We start from the raw sequence: 15,504 nt of genomic DNA on the forward strand, positions 1-15,504 counted from the left end.
AATAGCGGGAATAAAAATTGACTTTTAACTTTGAAAAAAATTGGACTCCTTTCCGTTGGTTGTTTGGATATATAAAACGATGAAGTGAAGACTAAGACTCTGTAAAGTTCCTAATCCTATTTAACTACTGAACTCAATTTCTCAAGCTCTTTGTTTACAAAATAAGTAGGCTTTTTACCGCTTAAGACCTCTATAACATTCTGGGCTGTTTTCGTTCTTAATTCCTCCATCGCTTCTTCGGAATACCATGAACTATGAGGGGTTAATATGACATTGCTCATCGTTAACAAGGGACTATCTTTTGGAATTGGCTCTTCCTCTGCAACATCAAGAGCTGCACCAGCTATTTGTCTGTTTTTCAACGCATCAGCTAAATCATTTTCATTTATAATCGGTCCCCTTGCCGTGTTTATAATGACTGCATTCTTTTTCATTAGCCGTATCGTATGTTTATTAATTAAATGTTTTGTACTCTCAACGAGAGGAACATGAATAGAAATAAAATCGGATGCCGTTAATAGTTCCTCAAATGGAACGGGCTTAGCACCCATTTGTCTAATATCGTCTTCCGGAACAAAGGGATCGTGTACTAGGATTTGAAAACCAAGAGGTTGTGCCTTTTTTACTAAAACACGTGGAATCCGTCCAAAGCCAAGAACCCCTAATGTTTGTTTCGAAAACCGATAGATTGGAGTTGCTAATTTAAAATCCCATTGCCCTGATTTAATGTGAGCGTTTAATTGAGTAATTTTCCTTGCCGAGCTTAGGAGCAGAGCAAGAGCATGATTCGACACTTCTTCAACGCCGTAATCCGGAACATTCGAGACAAAAATACCTTTATTTGTAGATGCTTGCACATCTATGGTATTTACGCCGACTCCATATCGCGAAATGACTTTGCATTTTTCTAATTCATTGATCACTTTTTCCCCAACAGGCGCATATTGGTTTAATAGTGCATCTGCATCTTTTCCTATTTGAATTACTTCCTCTTCCGTTTTACACTGAGCTTTAACAAAATTTATATTAAGCCCTGAGCTTTTAAAAACCTTTTCTTCAAATCGGAAATCTTCAAATTCATAATCAGTCAACACAACTTTAAAACGATCCATCGTTAAGATCCTCCTATTCTCATAGTTTTGTTTTCCTATAGATAATTTTTATTAAATCAGCTGCTCGTAGTAATTTGATTTATATCTCTGCGGGCACAGAACCCAGCTTGATAACTCCTTTTTCTTCTAAATCTGATATAGCATCATTTGATAAACCGCCAAGGGTTGATAGTACTTCTCTTGTATTCTCTCCAAATAAGGGAGGAGCAGAAACAATTTCCCCAGGTGTTGCTGATAATTTAACAGGAAGTCCCGTCATTTTTATTTTTCCAGCTGTGGGGTGCTCTACTTCCACCACCTGTTCTCTAGCTAAAACATGCGGGTCTTCATAAATTTCATTAAACCGGAGGACAGGGCCACACGGAATTCCAGTGCTTTCAATAATAGCAATCCATTCTTTCGTTGTCTTAGTATGAAAAATATCTTGCAAGTATGGAATCAACCGTTCACGATTTATTACCCGGTTAGCATTATTGCTATATTTAGAATTGTCCTTTAAATCAGATGCACCTATAACTTCACAAAATTTTTCCCAGTGATTTTCAGTAGCAACAGCCACGTTAAAAAAGCCATCAGACGATTCAAATAATTGATATGGTACAATATTAGGGTGTGCTCCTCCTTGCGGTTCAGGGTTTTTACCGCTTGCGAAGTAATTACTGGCTAAGTAAGTTTGCCAAGATATCATCGTGTCTAACAAAGAGACATCTACCCGTTGCCCTTCTCCAGTCTTTTCACGGGCTATCAATGCATTTTGTATTCCAACTACAGCCCACATACCTGCTCCAATATCCGCAACCGAAAAGCCGACTTTGACGGGAGGCTTATCGGGCTCCCCCGTAACACTAGTTAAACCGCCAATCCCCTGGGCGATAATGTCGTACCCTGGTTTTTTCGAATATGGCCCTGTCTGTCCATAACCTGAAATTGATGCTAATATGATTTTTGGGTTTATCTTTTTCAACGTTTCATAGCCTATTTTTAATCTATCAAGAGTGCCCGGCCTAAAGTTTTCTACAACTACATCTGCCTTTTTTATCAGGTTTAGGAGAATCTCTTTTCCTTCTTCGGTTTTTAAGTTAAGAACAATGCTTTTTTTATTTCGATTTACACTAAGGTAGTAAGCGCTTTCACACTTAATAAAAGGAGGCCCCCAATTACGTGTATCATCCCCGGCTGGTGATTCAACTTTAATCACTTCAGCACCCATGTCAGCCAGAGTCATTGTGCAGTATGGGCCGCTCAGTATACGAGATAAATCAATTACTCTTATCCCGTTCAGTGGCTTCACATGAATCCCTCCAATACTTATTTTTTTCAATTTTAATTATGCAAAAAGTGATATGGGCTATTTTAGATTTTGTTTGCTTTTTTGTTGCCATTTCCAAACAATCCTTTGCGCCTGCGAAATCACTCCCTTATCAAAGCAATAATGGGTGAAATAGTTTGCTGATAAACGACCTTCTCTATATTGAACGACAGTGTTCCTTATTTCTGAATAGATAAGGGCTCCTTTGAGATAATGTTTTCTTCTAGCAATTGTTGTATATCTTCTTCGGACAATAAGAGTTCTTCTCGTAATATTTCTTCGGTATGCTGGCCTAGTAAAGGAGCAGGTTTTCTAATTTTTCCGGGCGTTTCCGATAACTTGCTTGGAATTCCTAGCGTTTTTAATTTACCTGCAACTGGATGGTCAAACTCTTGAACCATACCTCTTTCCAGAATGTGAGGATCATTGAGGGTTTCATCGTAGGTGTATATTGGGCCTCCTGGGACTCCCGCGTCATCCAGTCTATCTACCCAATACTGAGTGGTTTTCTTGACTAATACTTCTTCAATACATCTTTCCAAGTCATCAACATTTTCAATTCGATCTTTTGGTGTTTTATATTTTGGATCATCTATCCATTCGGGCCGATTTACAACCTTCTGGCAAAATTTTTCCCAACTGCGTTGGTTCGCTCCGCCAATAAGAACATATCCACCTTTCGTTCTGTACGCTTGATAAGGCGCTGAAACACGATGACGGGACCCCGTTCTATTTGGAACAATTCCCTCTCCAAAATAACCGGCTGATTCCCAAACACTCCAAGCTAATCCAGACTCTACAAGTGAAACGTCTATGAACTGGCCACGGCTGCTTTTTAGCTTTTGGATGAATGCAGCCATAATAGAATAAACAGCTGTTACTCCTGCTGAAATATCATTTATTGAAATTCCTACTTTTACGGGGTGGCCATTTGGTTCACCGGTCATACTCATAAGTCCCGACATTCCCTGTGCCATAATATCATATCCACCTTTGTTACTATACGGTCCTGTTTGACCATACCCCGAAATGGAACAATAAATAATTCCTTCATTTAACGCTTTTACCGTCTCATAATCAATCCCTAGTTTTTTTACTACTCCCGGCCGGAAATTTTCAACAATGACATCTGCTTTTTTTGCTAATTCCAGAAAGATATTTTTCCCTTTTTCTGATTTGAGATCAAGAGTCATGCTTTTTTTGTTTCGATTAATCATCATAAAACAAGCGCTTTCACCATTTACAAATGGTCCCATACTTCTTGTATCATCGCCGGTCTTTTCTCTTTCGATTTTAATTACATCCGCCCCTAGATCTCCTAATATCATCGTGCAATAGGGTCCCGCCATTACGCGAGTTAAATCAAGCACTTTCATTCCATCCAATGGAAACACGTAAACACCTCCTGAAGTTTATCTAAAGAGTCTGTGAAGATGAAAGTAATTTATTATTAATCTGAAACCTTTTCGAAAAAATCCATATTAAGAATCTCTTTCCCTCTGCTCAAATCTTTTAATAAATGATCTTCAATTTTTTTAATAGCCTTCTCCACGTCTTTTTCTTTTATAGCATTTAAAATGTCTCTATGTTCATCTACAATTTCAATATTAAAGTCATTATATTGAAGGATATTAGCCCTGTATATTAATAATAAAGACCGGACTTCATCGATAAGCTGAACTAATCTTTTATTTGGACATGCGCGTATTAAGATTTCATGGAATCTAGTCGTGTATTGGAGCACCATTAAATTTTGTTTTGTTATAAATGCTTCCTGTGACAGTTCGATAAATTTTTCAGCTTCTAATAGCTCCTCAGCAGTAATATGAGAAACTACTAATCTAATAATTTCTTTTTCTAATACAAGTCGACAGTGAAGTAATTCTTCATAATCCTGCTGATCCAAAGAAATCACATTTGTTCCCATGTGATTATTGACCAGCAATCCTTCATTCGTTAACTGTCTCACTGCTTCTCTAAGAGGTGTTCTACTTACGTTAAATTGCTCAGCTAGTTGCGTAGCGACAATTTTGGAACCAGCTGGAATTTCTCCCTTTAATATTGCATCTTTAATGGCTTCATATGTTTGTTGATGGAGCGGCTGATTCTGGTTTATTTTTTTCACTCTTTTGCCTGCTTTCATAGTTAGTTTGTTCATACTTTTTTGAGTCCGCATCCTGCACCCTGCATCCAATGCATGGTAAAAAAAGGGTTTTTCCCTATTCAACACGAACCGGATTAGAGTATTTAAGCTTTTTTGCATGTAAACTTTATTTAAAGATAAGTCCTTATCCCGATTGAAAAAGAAAACTCTATAATAATGTTACTGATTTACCAACTAGGCTCTTAACAGGATTATTCAGTGTTCCTATTCCTGGTATGTCAATTTCAATGCGATCGCCTTCATTAAGAGTGAATTCATTCGGTGGCACAACGCATGTACCTGTTAATAGAACAGTCCCATCAAATACGATATTATCTCTGACTAGAAAGCTAACAAGCTCATCGAATTTACGCTTTAGCTGATTGACCTTGGCAGATCCCTCAAATACTTTTTCTTCCCTGCGATAGATACAACAATGGATTTCCAATTGATACGGATCTTCCACGCTCTCAGCCAAAAGGATTGCAGGACCTATAGAACAAGAGTTTTTCCATATCTTCGCCTGTGGTAAATAAAGAGGATTCTCCCCTTCAATATCACGACAACTCATGTCATTTCCGATTGTATAGCCCAGTATGACACCTTTCTTATCCAGGATCAGTCCAAGTTCCGGTTCAGGAATCTGCCAATTAGAGTCACTTCTTAAATACACGTCTTGTTCGGTTCCCACTGTACGATCTCCTGTTGATTTAAAGAAGATCTCTGGCCTTTCTGCATCGTAAACTTTATCATAAAAGGTTGCAGCATCTAATTTACCACCTGTTGCTTCGTAATTCCTAGCTTCTTTACTCCTTTCATATGTAACACCACATGCCCAAACTTCCTTAGCTTCTATGGGCACAAGTAATTTTAAGTCTACCAAACGCTTATTTAAGGGTATTGCTTGATTAACCGACTCCTCTACTACTGCTAAAATTGATTGTTTTCTTTCCCTCGAATAATAAACCAACTCAAGAAAGTCACTAAATGGAAGGTTATAGATATTTTCCTCTTTTGTGACTGCCGCCATCAAGGATTTTTTTTCATCTAAATACCTGATTATTCTCATTAACAAGCCTCCAATTTACTTTTTATAAAACTATGTTCCTGCAATATAAGTTGTTCATGTCTCATTGATAAAAAAAAACAGTGGATATTAGTTGATCTTACGGTTTTAATAAATGGGTTTAATAATTTAGTAAGCATTTATAATTCTTAACTTTTATTTTAACTCTGCATCCCGCACCCTGCACCCTGCATCCAATTTATATAAGAAGTATACAAATTATTCTGAACATTGTCAATATTATTTTTTTATTTATTGCTAAATTCCTATAATTGAAACCTCTTTTTATAACAATTATTTTAAGAATCAATTATTTACTTAAGATCCACCACCTATTTTTAAGGTAAATTTAATCAGCTTAATAAAATATTTACGCGTAGTTAAAAGCCCTCATTCTTTACGAAGAATGAGGGCTAAAGTCATATACCTTATGGGAAATTCCACTGCTTATGCAGAATGGCCCCCGGAAGCGTTTCCATTTTTTCTGTCCTGAATACCGCCTTCCGTTTTAAATGGATCGTACATTTTTTCTTTGATAAATAGCGCAGGGATGATTCCAGCAAGTGCGTAGGCAATCCCCAAGGTCGCCAAACCGAACCCGATTGAATTTGCTTCGGCAATGATTCCAATTGAGATTGGAGCTATTGCTGACCCAAAACGACCAATGTTATAAGCTCCCCCTACAGCAGTACCACGGATATGCGTCGGGAAACTTTCGCTCATATACGTAGCGTTGACTGCATAAGGCATACCATAAAGAAATCCTAGTATAGTCAATAAGGCAATAATATTGGCCGGTGAATTATACAGATAGATAATAGGCAAGGCCATCGCAGTAGCTAAACCACCAATGATAAACATTGTTTTCCGGCCGAATTTATCAGCCAACCACCCTGTAATAATCTTTCCTAATATCATGGCTGTATAAGTCCCAACTAGATATCCTGTCATCTTTTTAAAATCAAAGCCTAGTTCACTGACTAGATATGTTGGCAGCCATGAGCCGATACCGTAAAACCCAAACTGCAGGAAGGTTGCTGTCAGAATCCACAATAGAAAAATTTTCCTCGTTTTTGGTTCTTTAAAAATTGTAGCCCATTCATTTTTCTTAATTCCAGATGATTTGCGTTTTTGAACCCCTTCTATCCACGATTGAGGCTCAGGGATTTTACGTCTTAAATAAAGTGCTAAAACTACAGGAATAATCGATATAAAATAAAGCGGTCTCCAACCGAATTCAGGTAGAATGACTCCTGCCAAGAGTGCTGCCACTAAATAACCGACTGAATATGCTGCTTGAAGGGTACCTAAAATAGTTGTTCGTTTCTTAGTTGGAACATACTCTGCCATAAGCATCGATACAATCGAATATTCAGCTCCGATGCCAATTGCTGAAATAAAACGGACGGTGATGAATTGTTCGTATGTTTGCACCAACCCTAGTAAAGCAGTACCGACGGAGAATAGCACCATCATATAAGACGCCATGCGCACCCGGCCAAACCGGTCAGATAACCAGCCGCCCATTATTCCTCCCAAGGCCATTCCCACTAAGGACAAAGTACTGATGAGGCCAGCCTGTGTCTTCGTTATATTAAATTCTTCTATTAAGCTCGGAAGCGTTACGGATAGCATTTGTATATCCATGCCATCGACTACGAGGCCAATAAAACAAGCGACAAATACAACTATCCACGTAGGATTTTTTTTAGTATTTTCCATAATACCACCACTTTTCTATATATTAGTAGGATTACTATTATTGCTTCTTACGATCTTAATCCGCTTTTAATAATGTTTTTATTTACTATTTTCAAAGGTCTGTAAATTATCAGCAGTTTTATACGATTTTTTGTTTTTTTAATTTTTATATATAAATTTATTTATAACTGTTTGTTTTCAATAATTGTTGTAATTCCTAACCCACCTGCAATACATAAGGTGATGAGCCCGTATCTTTTTCCTGTTCTTTCTAATTCATGCATCGCTTTTGTTGCTAAAATGGCACCTGTGGCACCAATCGGGTGTCCCATGGCAATTGCACCACCATTAGGATTCACCTTATTTAGATCGAGCTTTAATTCTTTTATTACCGCTAAAGCTTGTGCAGAAAATGCTTCATTTAATTCAATTAAATCAATATCTTCTAATTTCAGACCAGATATTTGGAGCGCCTTCAACGTTGAGTTGACAGGTCCAATCCCCATAAAATTTGGTGAAACTCCTGCAGCTGCTTGAGCAATTACTCTTGCTTTTGGTTTTTTGCCAAGTCTTTTTGCTTCTTCTTCTGACATGAGTACGAGAGCGGATGCACCATCATTTCTGCCACTGCTATTTCCAGCTGTTACTGTCCCATTTTCTTTAAAAACTGGCTTTAACTGGGCTAATTTTTCTAAGCTGGTTTCTCTTGGGTGCTCATCCACTTTAAACTCAGTTATTCCTTTTCTAGTTTTTATTTGATAGGGGACGATTTCTTTTGAAAATAGTTCAGTAGAAATGGCTCTTTTTGCATTTTCTTGGCTTCTTAATGCAAATTCGTCTTGTTGAATTCTTGAAATAGAGTACTTTTCAGCTAAATTTTCTGCTGTCATTCCCATTGTTAATATGCCATAATCTTCAATGGGCTGTGAACCCGGCTGGCTTTCCGTGTTTGGATCCAATAATTGTCCATTTCCTGATTTTAATCCAAAACGAACATTTCGCATATAATACGGAGCTGTACTCATCGATTCTGCTCCACCAGCAATAATAACCTTTCCTAGACCACATTGAATTTGCTGACTAGCCGAATTAATGGCTTGAATACCTGAGCCACATTGCCGATGGACTGTATAACCTGGTACTTCAACCGGGAAGTCGGCACGGAGTAATGCTATTCTTGCCAAATTTGATGCATCAGAACTTTGTTTGGCTTGTCCCATTATTACTTCATCAATAATTTCTTTTGGAATATCCGCTCGCTTGATAACTTCATCAAGAACAGTAGCTGCTAGAAAATCAGCAGGAACATTTTCTAATGCTCCCCCTAATTTCCCAATAGCAGTTCGAACAGAGTCAATAATAACGACATTAGTCATTTTTGATCCCCCCGTATTTTTTATTTTTTTCTTCTTTCTTCTAAACTGTCTTTATATCTTTGATGTGCTATTTTTAGTGCAACTATAACGGATTGTTGTGATGGCGCTAAAAAATCAGTTGTAATATGATCTATTAATGGATTAATATCCTTACTGAAATCATATCCAACAATCATTCGCTTAAAAAAATCTTGTGCTAATTTTGTTAAAAAAGTAAATTCTGCATTTATAATAATGTGACTTTCTTTTTGGATTTCAAGTACTATACCCGCATATTTATAATTTTCGTACATACCTGTATTTTGCGGTGCTTTTGCATAAGCAGTAATTAGTAATGTTGGCATTGCCATAATACTTCATCCTTTCAAGACTACCTGTAAGGGTAACATGGAATTATTATCCCTCATACTAGCTTAAACTACTTACAAATTCTCTTGAATAATGTTTCAATTTTTCTTTATCAATCTCCATACCAAATCCTGGTCCGTTTGGAATTTTTATTTCAAAATTCTCATATTCTATTTGGTTTACCGTTACATTGTCTTTAAATAGTAAAGGACCAAATAGTTCAGTACCAAATGTCATTTCAGGAATCGTTGAGTAAAGCTGTGCACAAATTGCAGTTCCTAAAGATGATTCAATCATTGTCCCGCCATACATTGAAATTCCAGTCGCCTCTGCAACGGCTGCTACTTTTTTAGTTGCAGTTAGTCCACCTGCTTTCGGAACTTTTAGAGCAAATACATCTGCTGCTCTATGCTTTGCAATTTGATAAGCTTCATGCAGCGTTCCAAGTGATTCATCTGCCATAATTGGCACTTTAAATCTGGAGGATAATTTCGACATTCCTTCATTATTCCAACGGACTAATGGTTGTTCAATCAGGTCCACGCCACCATCTTCTAACGCTTCTATACAATAAAGAGAAGTGACTTCATCCCAGGCTTGGTTAATATCAACACGAACACTGCCTGCATCACCGACTGCTTCTTTAATTTTGATAACGTGTGTCACGTTCTTTTTAGGATTGCCTTTTCCTATTTTCAATTTAAAGATATTATGCCTTTTCGTTTCTAAATAATTTTGAGCCTCTTCAATATCCCTTACCGTGTCTCCACTCGCTAATGTCCAGGCAACAGGTAATGATGTATGACATTGTCCACCGAATAATTCATAGCTTGGAACATTCTTTGTTTTAGCTACTAGGTCAACCATTGCCGATTCTACTAGTGCTTTCGCAAAGTAATTCCCTTTAACATGTGTGCCTATCATATGTGAAAGAGCATCGAAGTTAATTGGATTTTTTTCAATTATTAATGGCTTAATATACTTTTCAATATTCAATTTGATCGCTTCTGGACTTTCCTCACAGTATGAAGCTCCGCCAATTGTTGCCACTTCTCCCCAACCTTCAATTCCATCTTCACTTTTCATACAAGCCATCACAATAGTCTGCGTTACAATTGTATGCATTGCTAAGTGATGAGGTCGAATTGTAGGTAAATCTACTACGTATACATCTAATGAATGTATTTTCACTTAGCTCTCTCCTTTAGTTGATCGATAAAGTCCGCTTCTGTCTTGTCTCTCACTTCTTCAATCGTTATACCTGGCATTAATTCCAATAAATTCAATTTACCTTCTTCTACTTCAAATACTGCTAATTCAGTAATGATCATGTCTACACTTCTTGTTGATGTAATAGGAAAATGGCATTTTTTTAATAACTTACTTTTTCCGTCTTTCGATGTATGTGTCGTTGTTACAATGACTTTCTTTGCTCCTACAAGCAAATCCATTGCTCCCCCTACACCCATAATGTTCTTACCTGGAACTGCCCAATTGGCAATTTGTCCTGACTGATCCACTTGTAAAACACCCAGGATTGCTACATCAACATGGCCTCCGCGAATCATCGCAAAAGATTCGGCACTATTAAAAAACGATGCTCCGATTGTTTCACCAACAGGGAGTTTTCCTGCATTCACCAAATTAGGATCGATTTGGCCTTCCTCAACATCAGTGACACCTAACAATCCATTTTCCGTATGAAAATAGACATTTTCATCTTCAATGTATTTCGCAACTAAAGTCGGAATTCCAATTCCAAGGTTTACGACACAAGGACCTGTAAGTTCTTTCGCCGCACGTTTTGCTATCAAATCTTGAATTTGATTTTTTTCACTCATAATCAATAACACCTTCTTTCGTCAAGATTTTCTTTGCTTTAATAATGCCATCGACGAATAAATGCGGCGTTACGATCACTTCTGGAGATAGTTCTCCAGGTTCTACAATTTCATCTACTTCTACAATTACTACATCTGCTGCTGTTGCCATAAGTGGATTGAAATTACGAGCCGTTTTATAATAAACGAGATTACCGAGTGTATCTGCTTTCCAAGCCCTGATTAAAGCTACATCCGCTCGGATAGCCGGTTCGAAAATATATTTAATTCCGTTAATTTCTCTTTCTTCTTTACCTTTTGCTAGTTCTGTTCCTACACCTGTTTTCGTATAATACCCACCTATACCTGCACCGCCAGCACGCATAGATTCGGATAATGTCCCTTGGGGTAGTAGCTCTAATTCAATCTCACCCTTTTGGTAATAATCCCCGACCTCGCGATTACTAGTAAAATAAGATCCGACAGCCTTTTTGATTTTCTTTTGTCTTAGGAGTTCACCTAATCCTTTGCCTATCTCACCTAAGTTATTGCTGATAACCGTTAATTCTGTTACTTCTTTTTTCGTTAAACCATCAATTAATGTTAGAGGTGCACCGATTAGTCCAAACCCGCCTACCATTAACGTATGACCATCTTTTACACATGCTAATGCTTTCTCTATATCTTGGTGTATCTTCGACATTTTCCCACCCTCCTATCACATTTTGTTTTCTATTAATGAATCACTTGCTTCAAACCAAGCTGGAATACCCGCGGTTAATAAACAAATAAATCCTACATCTGCTAATTGAGCCTCTGATGCACCATTAGCTCTTGCTGCTTCCATCCATTCTTCTGCTTGTTGCCCTTTTAACACAGTTATGAAGATTCCAGCCATTAAAATATGTTTCAGTATTTTTGAAACGACTGAATCACTTAGTACATACTCTTTAAGTAACGCTTCATCTCCTGATCTAACAAGCTTTAATACATTTGTAGCAAAGGAGGAGTTCTCCCCACCTAAAAGCTCTATCATATAAAGAAGAAGTTCTTCTGTCGTTTTTCCATCTGCACTTTCTGCTTGAAATTCAATGCCTTTTAGTGTAAGTGCATATTCCAATGACTTTACTCCTGTTTGTAAAGCTTTTGCTCCATTAAACAAGTAAGGAACAATGAGATATTCAACTAGCTCTGGTAGAGTTGCTCCGCCATCTATTGCTCCTTTGGTGTGGTAAACCATGCTTCGTTCATACAATCTTGCCGCATTTATCCCTACTAGCAGAATATCTTTCTCTTTTCTTGTTAAAGCTCCCTCTTGCATAATTTCACTACGCAAGCTTGTATAATGATCAAGTGCATTTGGGTTACAATCGTGCATTTTTTGAACCCAACCCGGTACCACATCATACACTTCTTTAAAATACGATAATCCTTTACCCATTTTGTCAACACCTCTCAAATTAGTTGTGAGTTTAAAATAGACACCTTGTCCACATTCGGCCTCTTCAAGTAAATTTGCTCTACGGACGCTCCATTTTCAATGGAATGTGACGGAGCAGTTACCTATGCTCCGCTATGGTCACAAAAAGAAATCATTCTAGACTCAAAGTATGAGTGATATATATCCCTTGTTTGTTCAAGGTAATGTTGTTTATTAATACCAACTTCCTGATGATCATTTTTTGTCACTAGACCATCATAAAGTTCCAGATTTAAATGAAGTATGTTGATAGCAAAACCCACGAGAGGTTTAAAGCGTTTACATTATTGCGATAAAAAAAAGGCTATCTTAAACATTACTATCAAAAATTGATAGTAGTTGTCTAAGACAGCCTGTTTGTCCACTAGTTATATTAAAAAAGGTTGTTTTTTAATAGCTAATGAATAGGCAATAATTAATTTGTTAATCTTATATTACATGAAATTCTGAAAATTTCAATCCCCTTTTAAAAAATATATAATTTTCAAGACACTATTCCTATGTTATATTCTCATTAAAAATGTTTTAATCGATTGATTTATCTCTTCTCTATTTTCAAACACCATTGTGTAGTGATTACAATCCGAGATAATTGTTTCAATATGTTCCGTATATTTCTTCGTATCATCATATGCATTTTCAAAAAATAAGGGTGGTAAAGTACCAATTTCACCTTTTGCATACACTAATAAAGTATTGCATGTAACTTTTGAGCACACTGTTTTAGGGATATATGAATAAAAGCTTTCAAAGTCTTCCAGTACCTTATATTCCGTTGATTTATGTTCCCACTTATCTCCTGCTTCTCGAATTTCATACTCCACTGCATCCTGTAAAACAGGTGTCCATTCCACCCCTAATCTATTATAAATCCCTTTAACTTCCTCAATATAACTTTCTTTAGATTCATACCTTTTACTTAATCTTCCTAAAGATGGTTTTACAATGTCACGTTGCTGATCAGACATTGTAGCTGCACCGTCTAATAAAACCAATCCTTTTACCGTTTCTAATTTGCTCGCTATAATCGATGAGATAAATGCTCCCATTGAATGACCAATTAAGATTGGATTTTCTATTTTCAGTTCTGTTATTAAATCGATTACATCTTCCGCATGTTTAAAGATAGATGTATGTTCATCTAGTTCCGAACTATTCCCGCGCCCTCTTAAATCAACAGCAATTACTCGATACTCGCCCTTTAACAATTCCGCATAGTAATGCATATTTTTATGTGTCCCTGTTAATCCATGAATAGCAATAATTGTTCCTTTTTCGCCCGGATAATCGGCAATTTGAATATTTCGATTCCCCAGTTCTTTTACATACATTTTCATAGTAACACTCCTCGAATTAAATTTATTTAGCCATCATCAATCATTTATCTGGTTGTGTTTGTTAACACTTATAAACTAAAATATTTTACACCTCTCACAAAATATGCACACACACATTAATGCTACAAAAAATGGCTATCTTACCTTCACCATCAATTATTTGATGGTGAAGGTAAGATAGCCATTCATTTCATTAATTTTTATTAAAAAAGTGTGTTTTTTAATAGTTAATGAATAGGCAATTATAAATGTAATAATTTCATTTTACATGAAGTATTCAAAATTTCAATTACTTTTTCCATCTAAATCACGAAATGACCCCTTACAACAACACACACTCTACAAAATGTCTGACCATAACATCAATTGCACATAGGCTTCCACCAGCAGATAGAATGTACATGCATATGCCCAATTATTTTTAAAACTGTTATTCCAGGGACTACGCCCGTTTGCACCACTCAATATAATGACTGGAGCAACTAAGGGGGATAGCATAATCGAAAGGGCGCTTCCAATAGTCAGTGAAATCAAAATGAGCTCCGGTGGATAGGGAGAATCGATATTTTGAATAATTCCCCCTACAAGAACCATGGACATCAACGGGCCGAGACCGATAGATCCCAGCATGACAATGATCAATGGGAGCACCCATAGGAAATTTATCAACGGCAGTTTTTCTGTCAGATAATAGACACCCTCTACAAATTCTTTTCCCCATCCTGAAATATTCAAGGCATATATAAGCAAACCTGCTGAAAAGAAAATGCTCATTTCTTTCCCCTTTTGTGGAACTCCCCTGGTAATATAATATTTACCTTCCGTAAAAAACCGATACAGATCTCGTTTGGTCAGAAAATAAATGAACGTCCAAGCTAGTACAACCAAAGGTATAACGATTAATAAATCCCAATGTAAAGTAAGATGGATAACGAAAATAGGCACCAGTAAAGATAGAAACAAAATGATAAATTCGATGACTATTCGATACGTTATTCTGTCTGTTTTTTTCACTGATAACACTCTATTAAATTCTTCTTGAATTCCTTTGGATAGAATAGATGGATCTTTTTTTTCCTGAAAGTAAAGAAAACCTATAGCTAATGCCGTCCCTGCCAAAGAAACGGAAAATCCCTGAAGAATGGCAATAGATAAAGACGCTCCCGTACTTTGAACAGCATAAGAAAAGCTCGGAACACTAATAATCCAAAGCGAACTCAAGGCAAAACCCCTCAGTACAGTGGTCGCTTTAAACGTATCCCATATCTCCCCTTTTTTTCCTTTTAAAAAGGTATGTACAAATTGGAACATAATAGGTACCGCTCCAATTATGATAAAGTAGGAAACCAACTGGGTAACTGACATGATCCCGCCATAAAAGCTTTTACTGTTATTTAAATGTTTGCGGCTAAAGATCATCACTTCTTCGATATAAGGCTCATAGCGCAGCACCCAGCTAACAATGGGTACAATAAATAACAGGCTTATTAGGGCACGCATTTGCAGAATTCCTTCCCAGATGCCTGGAAAGATGTTTCCTTTAGAGCTCAGCAGCATGATAGCAATCGAACTTATCGTGAGAAAAAGAGGAAGGATCATTACCCTTGGCTTCATATAAAAGAAGGTAACAAGTAAAGATAGGATTCCAAACAATGAGAGCAAGTTGGACAACCACTCAGAAGGCCAGAAAAAACTCAAGAAATGTATGCATGCATATAGACTAATCAAAAAAATAAATATCCACTTTAGAAAAGATCTCACAGAAATACACCCTTTACCTTCCAAGAAGTTTTTTGGTTCGATGAAAAGCAA

Annotated in this window: 14 protein-coding genes; all 14 read right to left on the reverse strand. The window is 36.9% G+C overall.

Translation table 11 applies throughout. The features are described 5' to 3' along the window. Window positions 1-116: 116 nt before the first annotated feature. Entirely contained in the window at window positions 117-1,112 is a 996-nt protein-coding gene (locus ELQ35_RS01415; protein WP_126863064.1) for a C-terminal binding protein, read from the reverse strand. A gap of 79 nt (window positions 1,113-1,191) precedes the next feature. Further along, window positions 1,192-2,403, reverse strand: coding sequence for a CaiB/BaiF CoA transferase family protein (locus ELQ35_RS01420; protein ID WP_126863065.1), 1,212 nt, complete (start codon window positions 2,401-2,403; stop codon window positions 1,192-1,194). A 197-nt stretch (window positions 2,404-2,600) separates the two neighbouring features. Then, a complete protein-coding gene (locus tag ELQ35_RS01425) occupies window positions 2,601-3,815 on the reverse strand; it encodes a CaiB/BaiF CoA transferase family protein (protein ID WP_246025932.1) in 1,215 nt (404 codons plus the stop codon). 56 nt (window positions 3,816-3,871) lie between these two features. After that, window positions 3,872-4,546, reverse strand: a complete 675-nt coding sequence (locus tag ELQ35_RS01430) for a GntR family transcriptional regulator (protein ID WP_185861607.1) — start codon at window positions 4,544-4,546, stop codon at window positions 3,872-3,874. Between the two features lie 187 nt (window positions 4,547-4,733). Continuing rightward, window positions 4,734-5,633 carry a fumarylacetoacetate hydrolase family protein gene (locus ELQ35_RS01435; RefSeq protein WP_126863067.1) on the reverse strand — a complete coding sequence of 300 codons (900 nt, stop codon included), beginning with the start codon at window positions 5,631-5,633 and terminating at the stop codon, window positions 4,734-4,736. A gap of 444 nt (window positions 5,634-6,077) precedes the next feature. Next, window positions 6,078-7,352, reverse strand: a complete 1,275-nt coding sequence (locus tag ELQ35_RS01440) for an MFS transporter (RefSeq protein WP_126863068.1) — start codon at window positions 7,350-7,352, stop codon at window positions 6,078-6,080. Between the two features lie 161 nt (window positions 7,353-7,513). Then, window positions 7,514-8,707 (reverse strand): thiolase family protein, encoded by a 1,194-nt coding sequence (locus ELQ35_RS01445; protein WP_126863069.1) that lies wholly within the window; start codon window positions 8,705-8,707, stop codon window positions 7,514-7,516. A 20-nt stretch (window positions 8,708-8,727) separates the two neighbouring features. Then, the gene (locus tag ELQ35_RS01450) at window positions 8,728-9,057 is read right to left on the reverse strand and encodes a DUF3870 domain-containing protein (RefSeq protein WP_126863070.1); all 330 of its coding nucleotides are present in this window, start codon (window positions 9,055-9,057) and stop codon (window positions 8,728-8,730) included. Window positions 9,058-9,115: 58 nt separating this feature from the next. After that, on the reverse strand, window positions 9,116-10,246 hold the full coding sequence (locus tag ELQ35_RS01455; RefSeq protein WP_126863071.1) for a muconate cycloisomerase family protein: 1,131 nt from the start codon (window positions 10,244-10,246) through the stop codon (window positions 9,116-9,118). Further along, the gene (locus ELQ35_RS01460) at window positions 10,243-10,896 is read right to left on the reverse strand and encodes a 3-oxoacid CoA-transferase subunit B (RefSeq protein WP_126863072.1); all 654 of its coding nucleotides are present in this window, start codon (window positions 10,894-10,896) and stop codon (window positions 10,243-10,245) included. Before ELQ35_RS01460 ends, ELQ35_RS01455 begins: the two co-directional genes overlap by 4 nt. Further along, the gene (locus tag ELQ35_RS01465; RefSeq protein WP_126863073.1) at window positions 10,889-11,578 is read right to left on the reverse strand and encodes a CoA transferase subunit A; all 690 of its coding nucleotides are present in this window, start codon (window positions 11,576-11,578) and stop codon (window positions 10,889-10,891) included. The genes ELQ35_RS01460 and ELQ35_RS01465 overlap by 8 nt, the downstream gene beginning before the upstream one ends. Before the next feature lie 15 nt (window positions 11,579-11,593). Further along, window positions 11,594-12,316, reverse strand: a complete 723-nt coding sequence (locus ELQ35_RS01470) for a carboxymuconolactone decarboxylase family protein (protein ID WP_126863074.1) — start codon at window positions 12,314-12,316, stop codon at window positions 11,594-11,596. A gap of 542 nt (window positions 12,317-12,858) precedes the next feature. Further along, window positions 12,859-13,692, reverse strand: a complete 834-nt coding sequence (locus ELQ35_RS01475) for an alpha/beta fold hydrolase (protein WP_126863075.1) — start codon at window positions 13,690-13,692, stop codon at window positions 12,859-12,861. Window positions 13,693-14,031: 339 nt separating this feature from the next. After that, window positions 14,032-15,354 carry a hypothetical protein gene (locus tag ELQ35_RS01480; protein WP_126863076.1) on the reverse strand — a complete coding sequence of 441 codons (1,323 nt, stop codon included), beginning with the start codon at window positions 15,352-15,354 and terminating at the stop codon, window positions 14,032-14,034. Window positions 15,355-15,504: the final 150 nt, after the last annotated feature.

Origin of the sequence: Peribacillus cavernae, assembly GCF_003989135.1 — a bacterium.
GTDB classification, from domain to species: Bacteria; Bacillota; Bacilli; order Bacillales; family DSM-1321; genus Peribacillus; species Peribacillus cavernae.

Bases quoted from the DNA above. Each gene is read 5' to 3' on its own strand.
- ELQ35_RS01440 (WP_126863068.1), bottom strand. From the start codon at position 7,352: ATGGAAAATACTAAAAAAAATCCTACGTGGATAGTTGTATTTGTCGCT.
- ELQ35_RS01460 (WP_126863072.1), bottom strand. From the start codon at position 10,896: ATGAGTGAAAAAAATCAAATTCAAGATTTGATAGCAAAACGTGCGGCG.
- ELQ35_RS01450 (WP_126863070.1), bottom strand. From the start codon at position 9,057: ATGGCAATGCCAACATTACTAATTACTGCTTATGCAAAAGCACCGCAA.
- ELQ35_RS01445 (WP_126863069.1), bottom strand. From the start codon at position 8,707: ATGACTAATGTCGTTATTATTGACTCTGTTCGAACTGCTATTGGGAAA.
- ELQ35_RS01435 (WP_126863067.1), bottom strand. From the start codon at position 5,633: ATGAGAATAATCAGGTATTTAGATGAAAAAAAATCCTTGATGGCGGCA.
- ELQ35_RS01470 (WP_126863074.1), bottom strand. From the start codon at position 12,316: ATGGGTAAAGGATTATCGTATTTTAAAGAAGTGTATGATGTGGTACCG.
- ELQ35_RS01415 (WP_126863064.1), bottom strand. From the start codon at position 1,112: ATGGATCGTTTTAAAGTTGTGTTGACTGATTATGAATTTGAAGATTTC.
- ELQ35_RS01475 (WP_126863075.1), bottom strand. From the start codon at position 13,692: ATGAAAATGTATGTAAAAGAACTGGGGAATCGAAATATTCAAATTGCC.
- ELQ35_RS01465 (WP_126863073.1), bottom strand. From the start codon at position 11,578: ATGTCGAAGATACACCAAGATATAGAGAAAGCATTAGCATGTGTAAAA.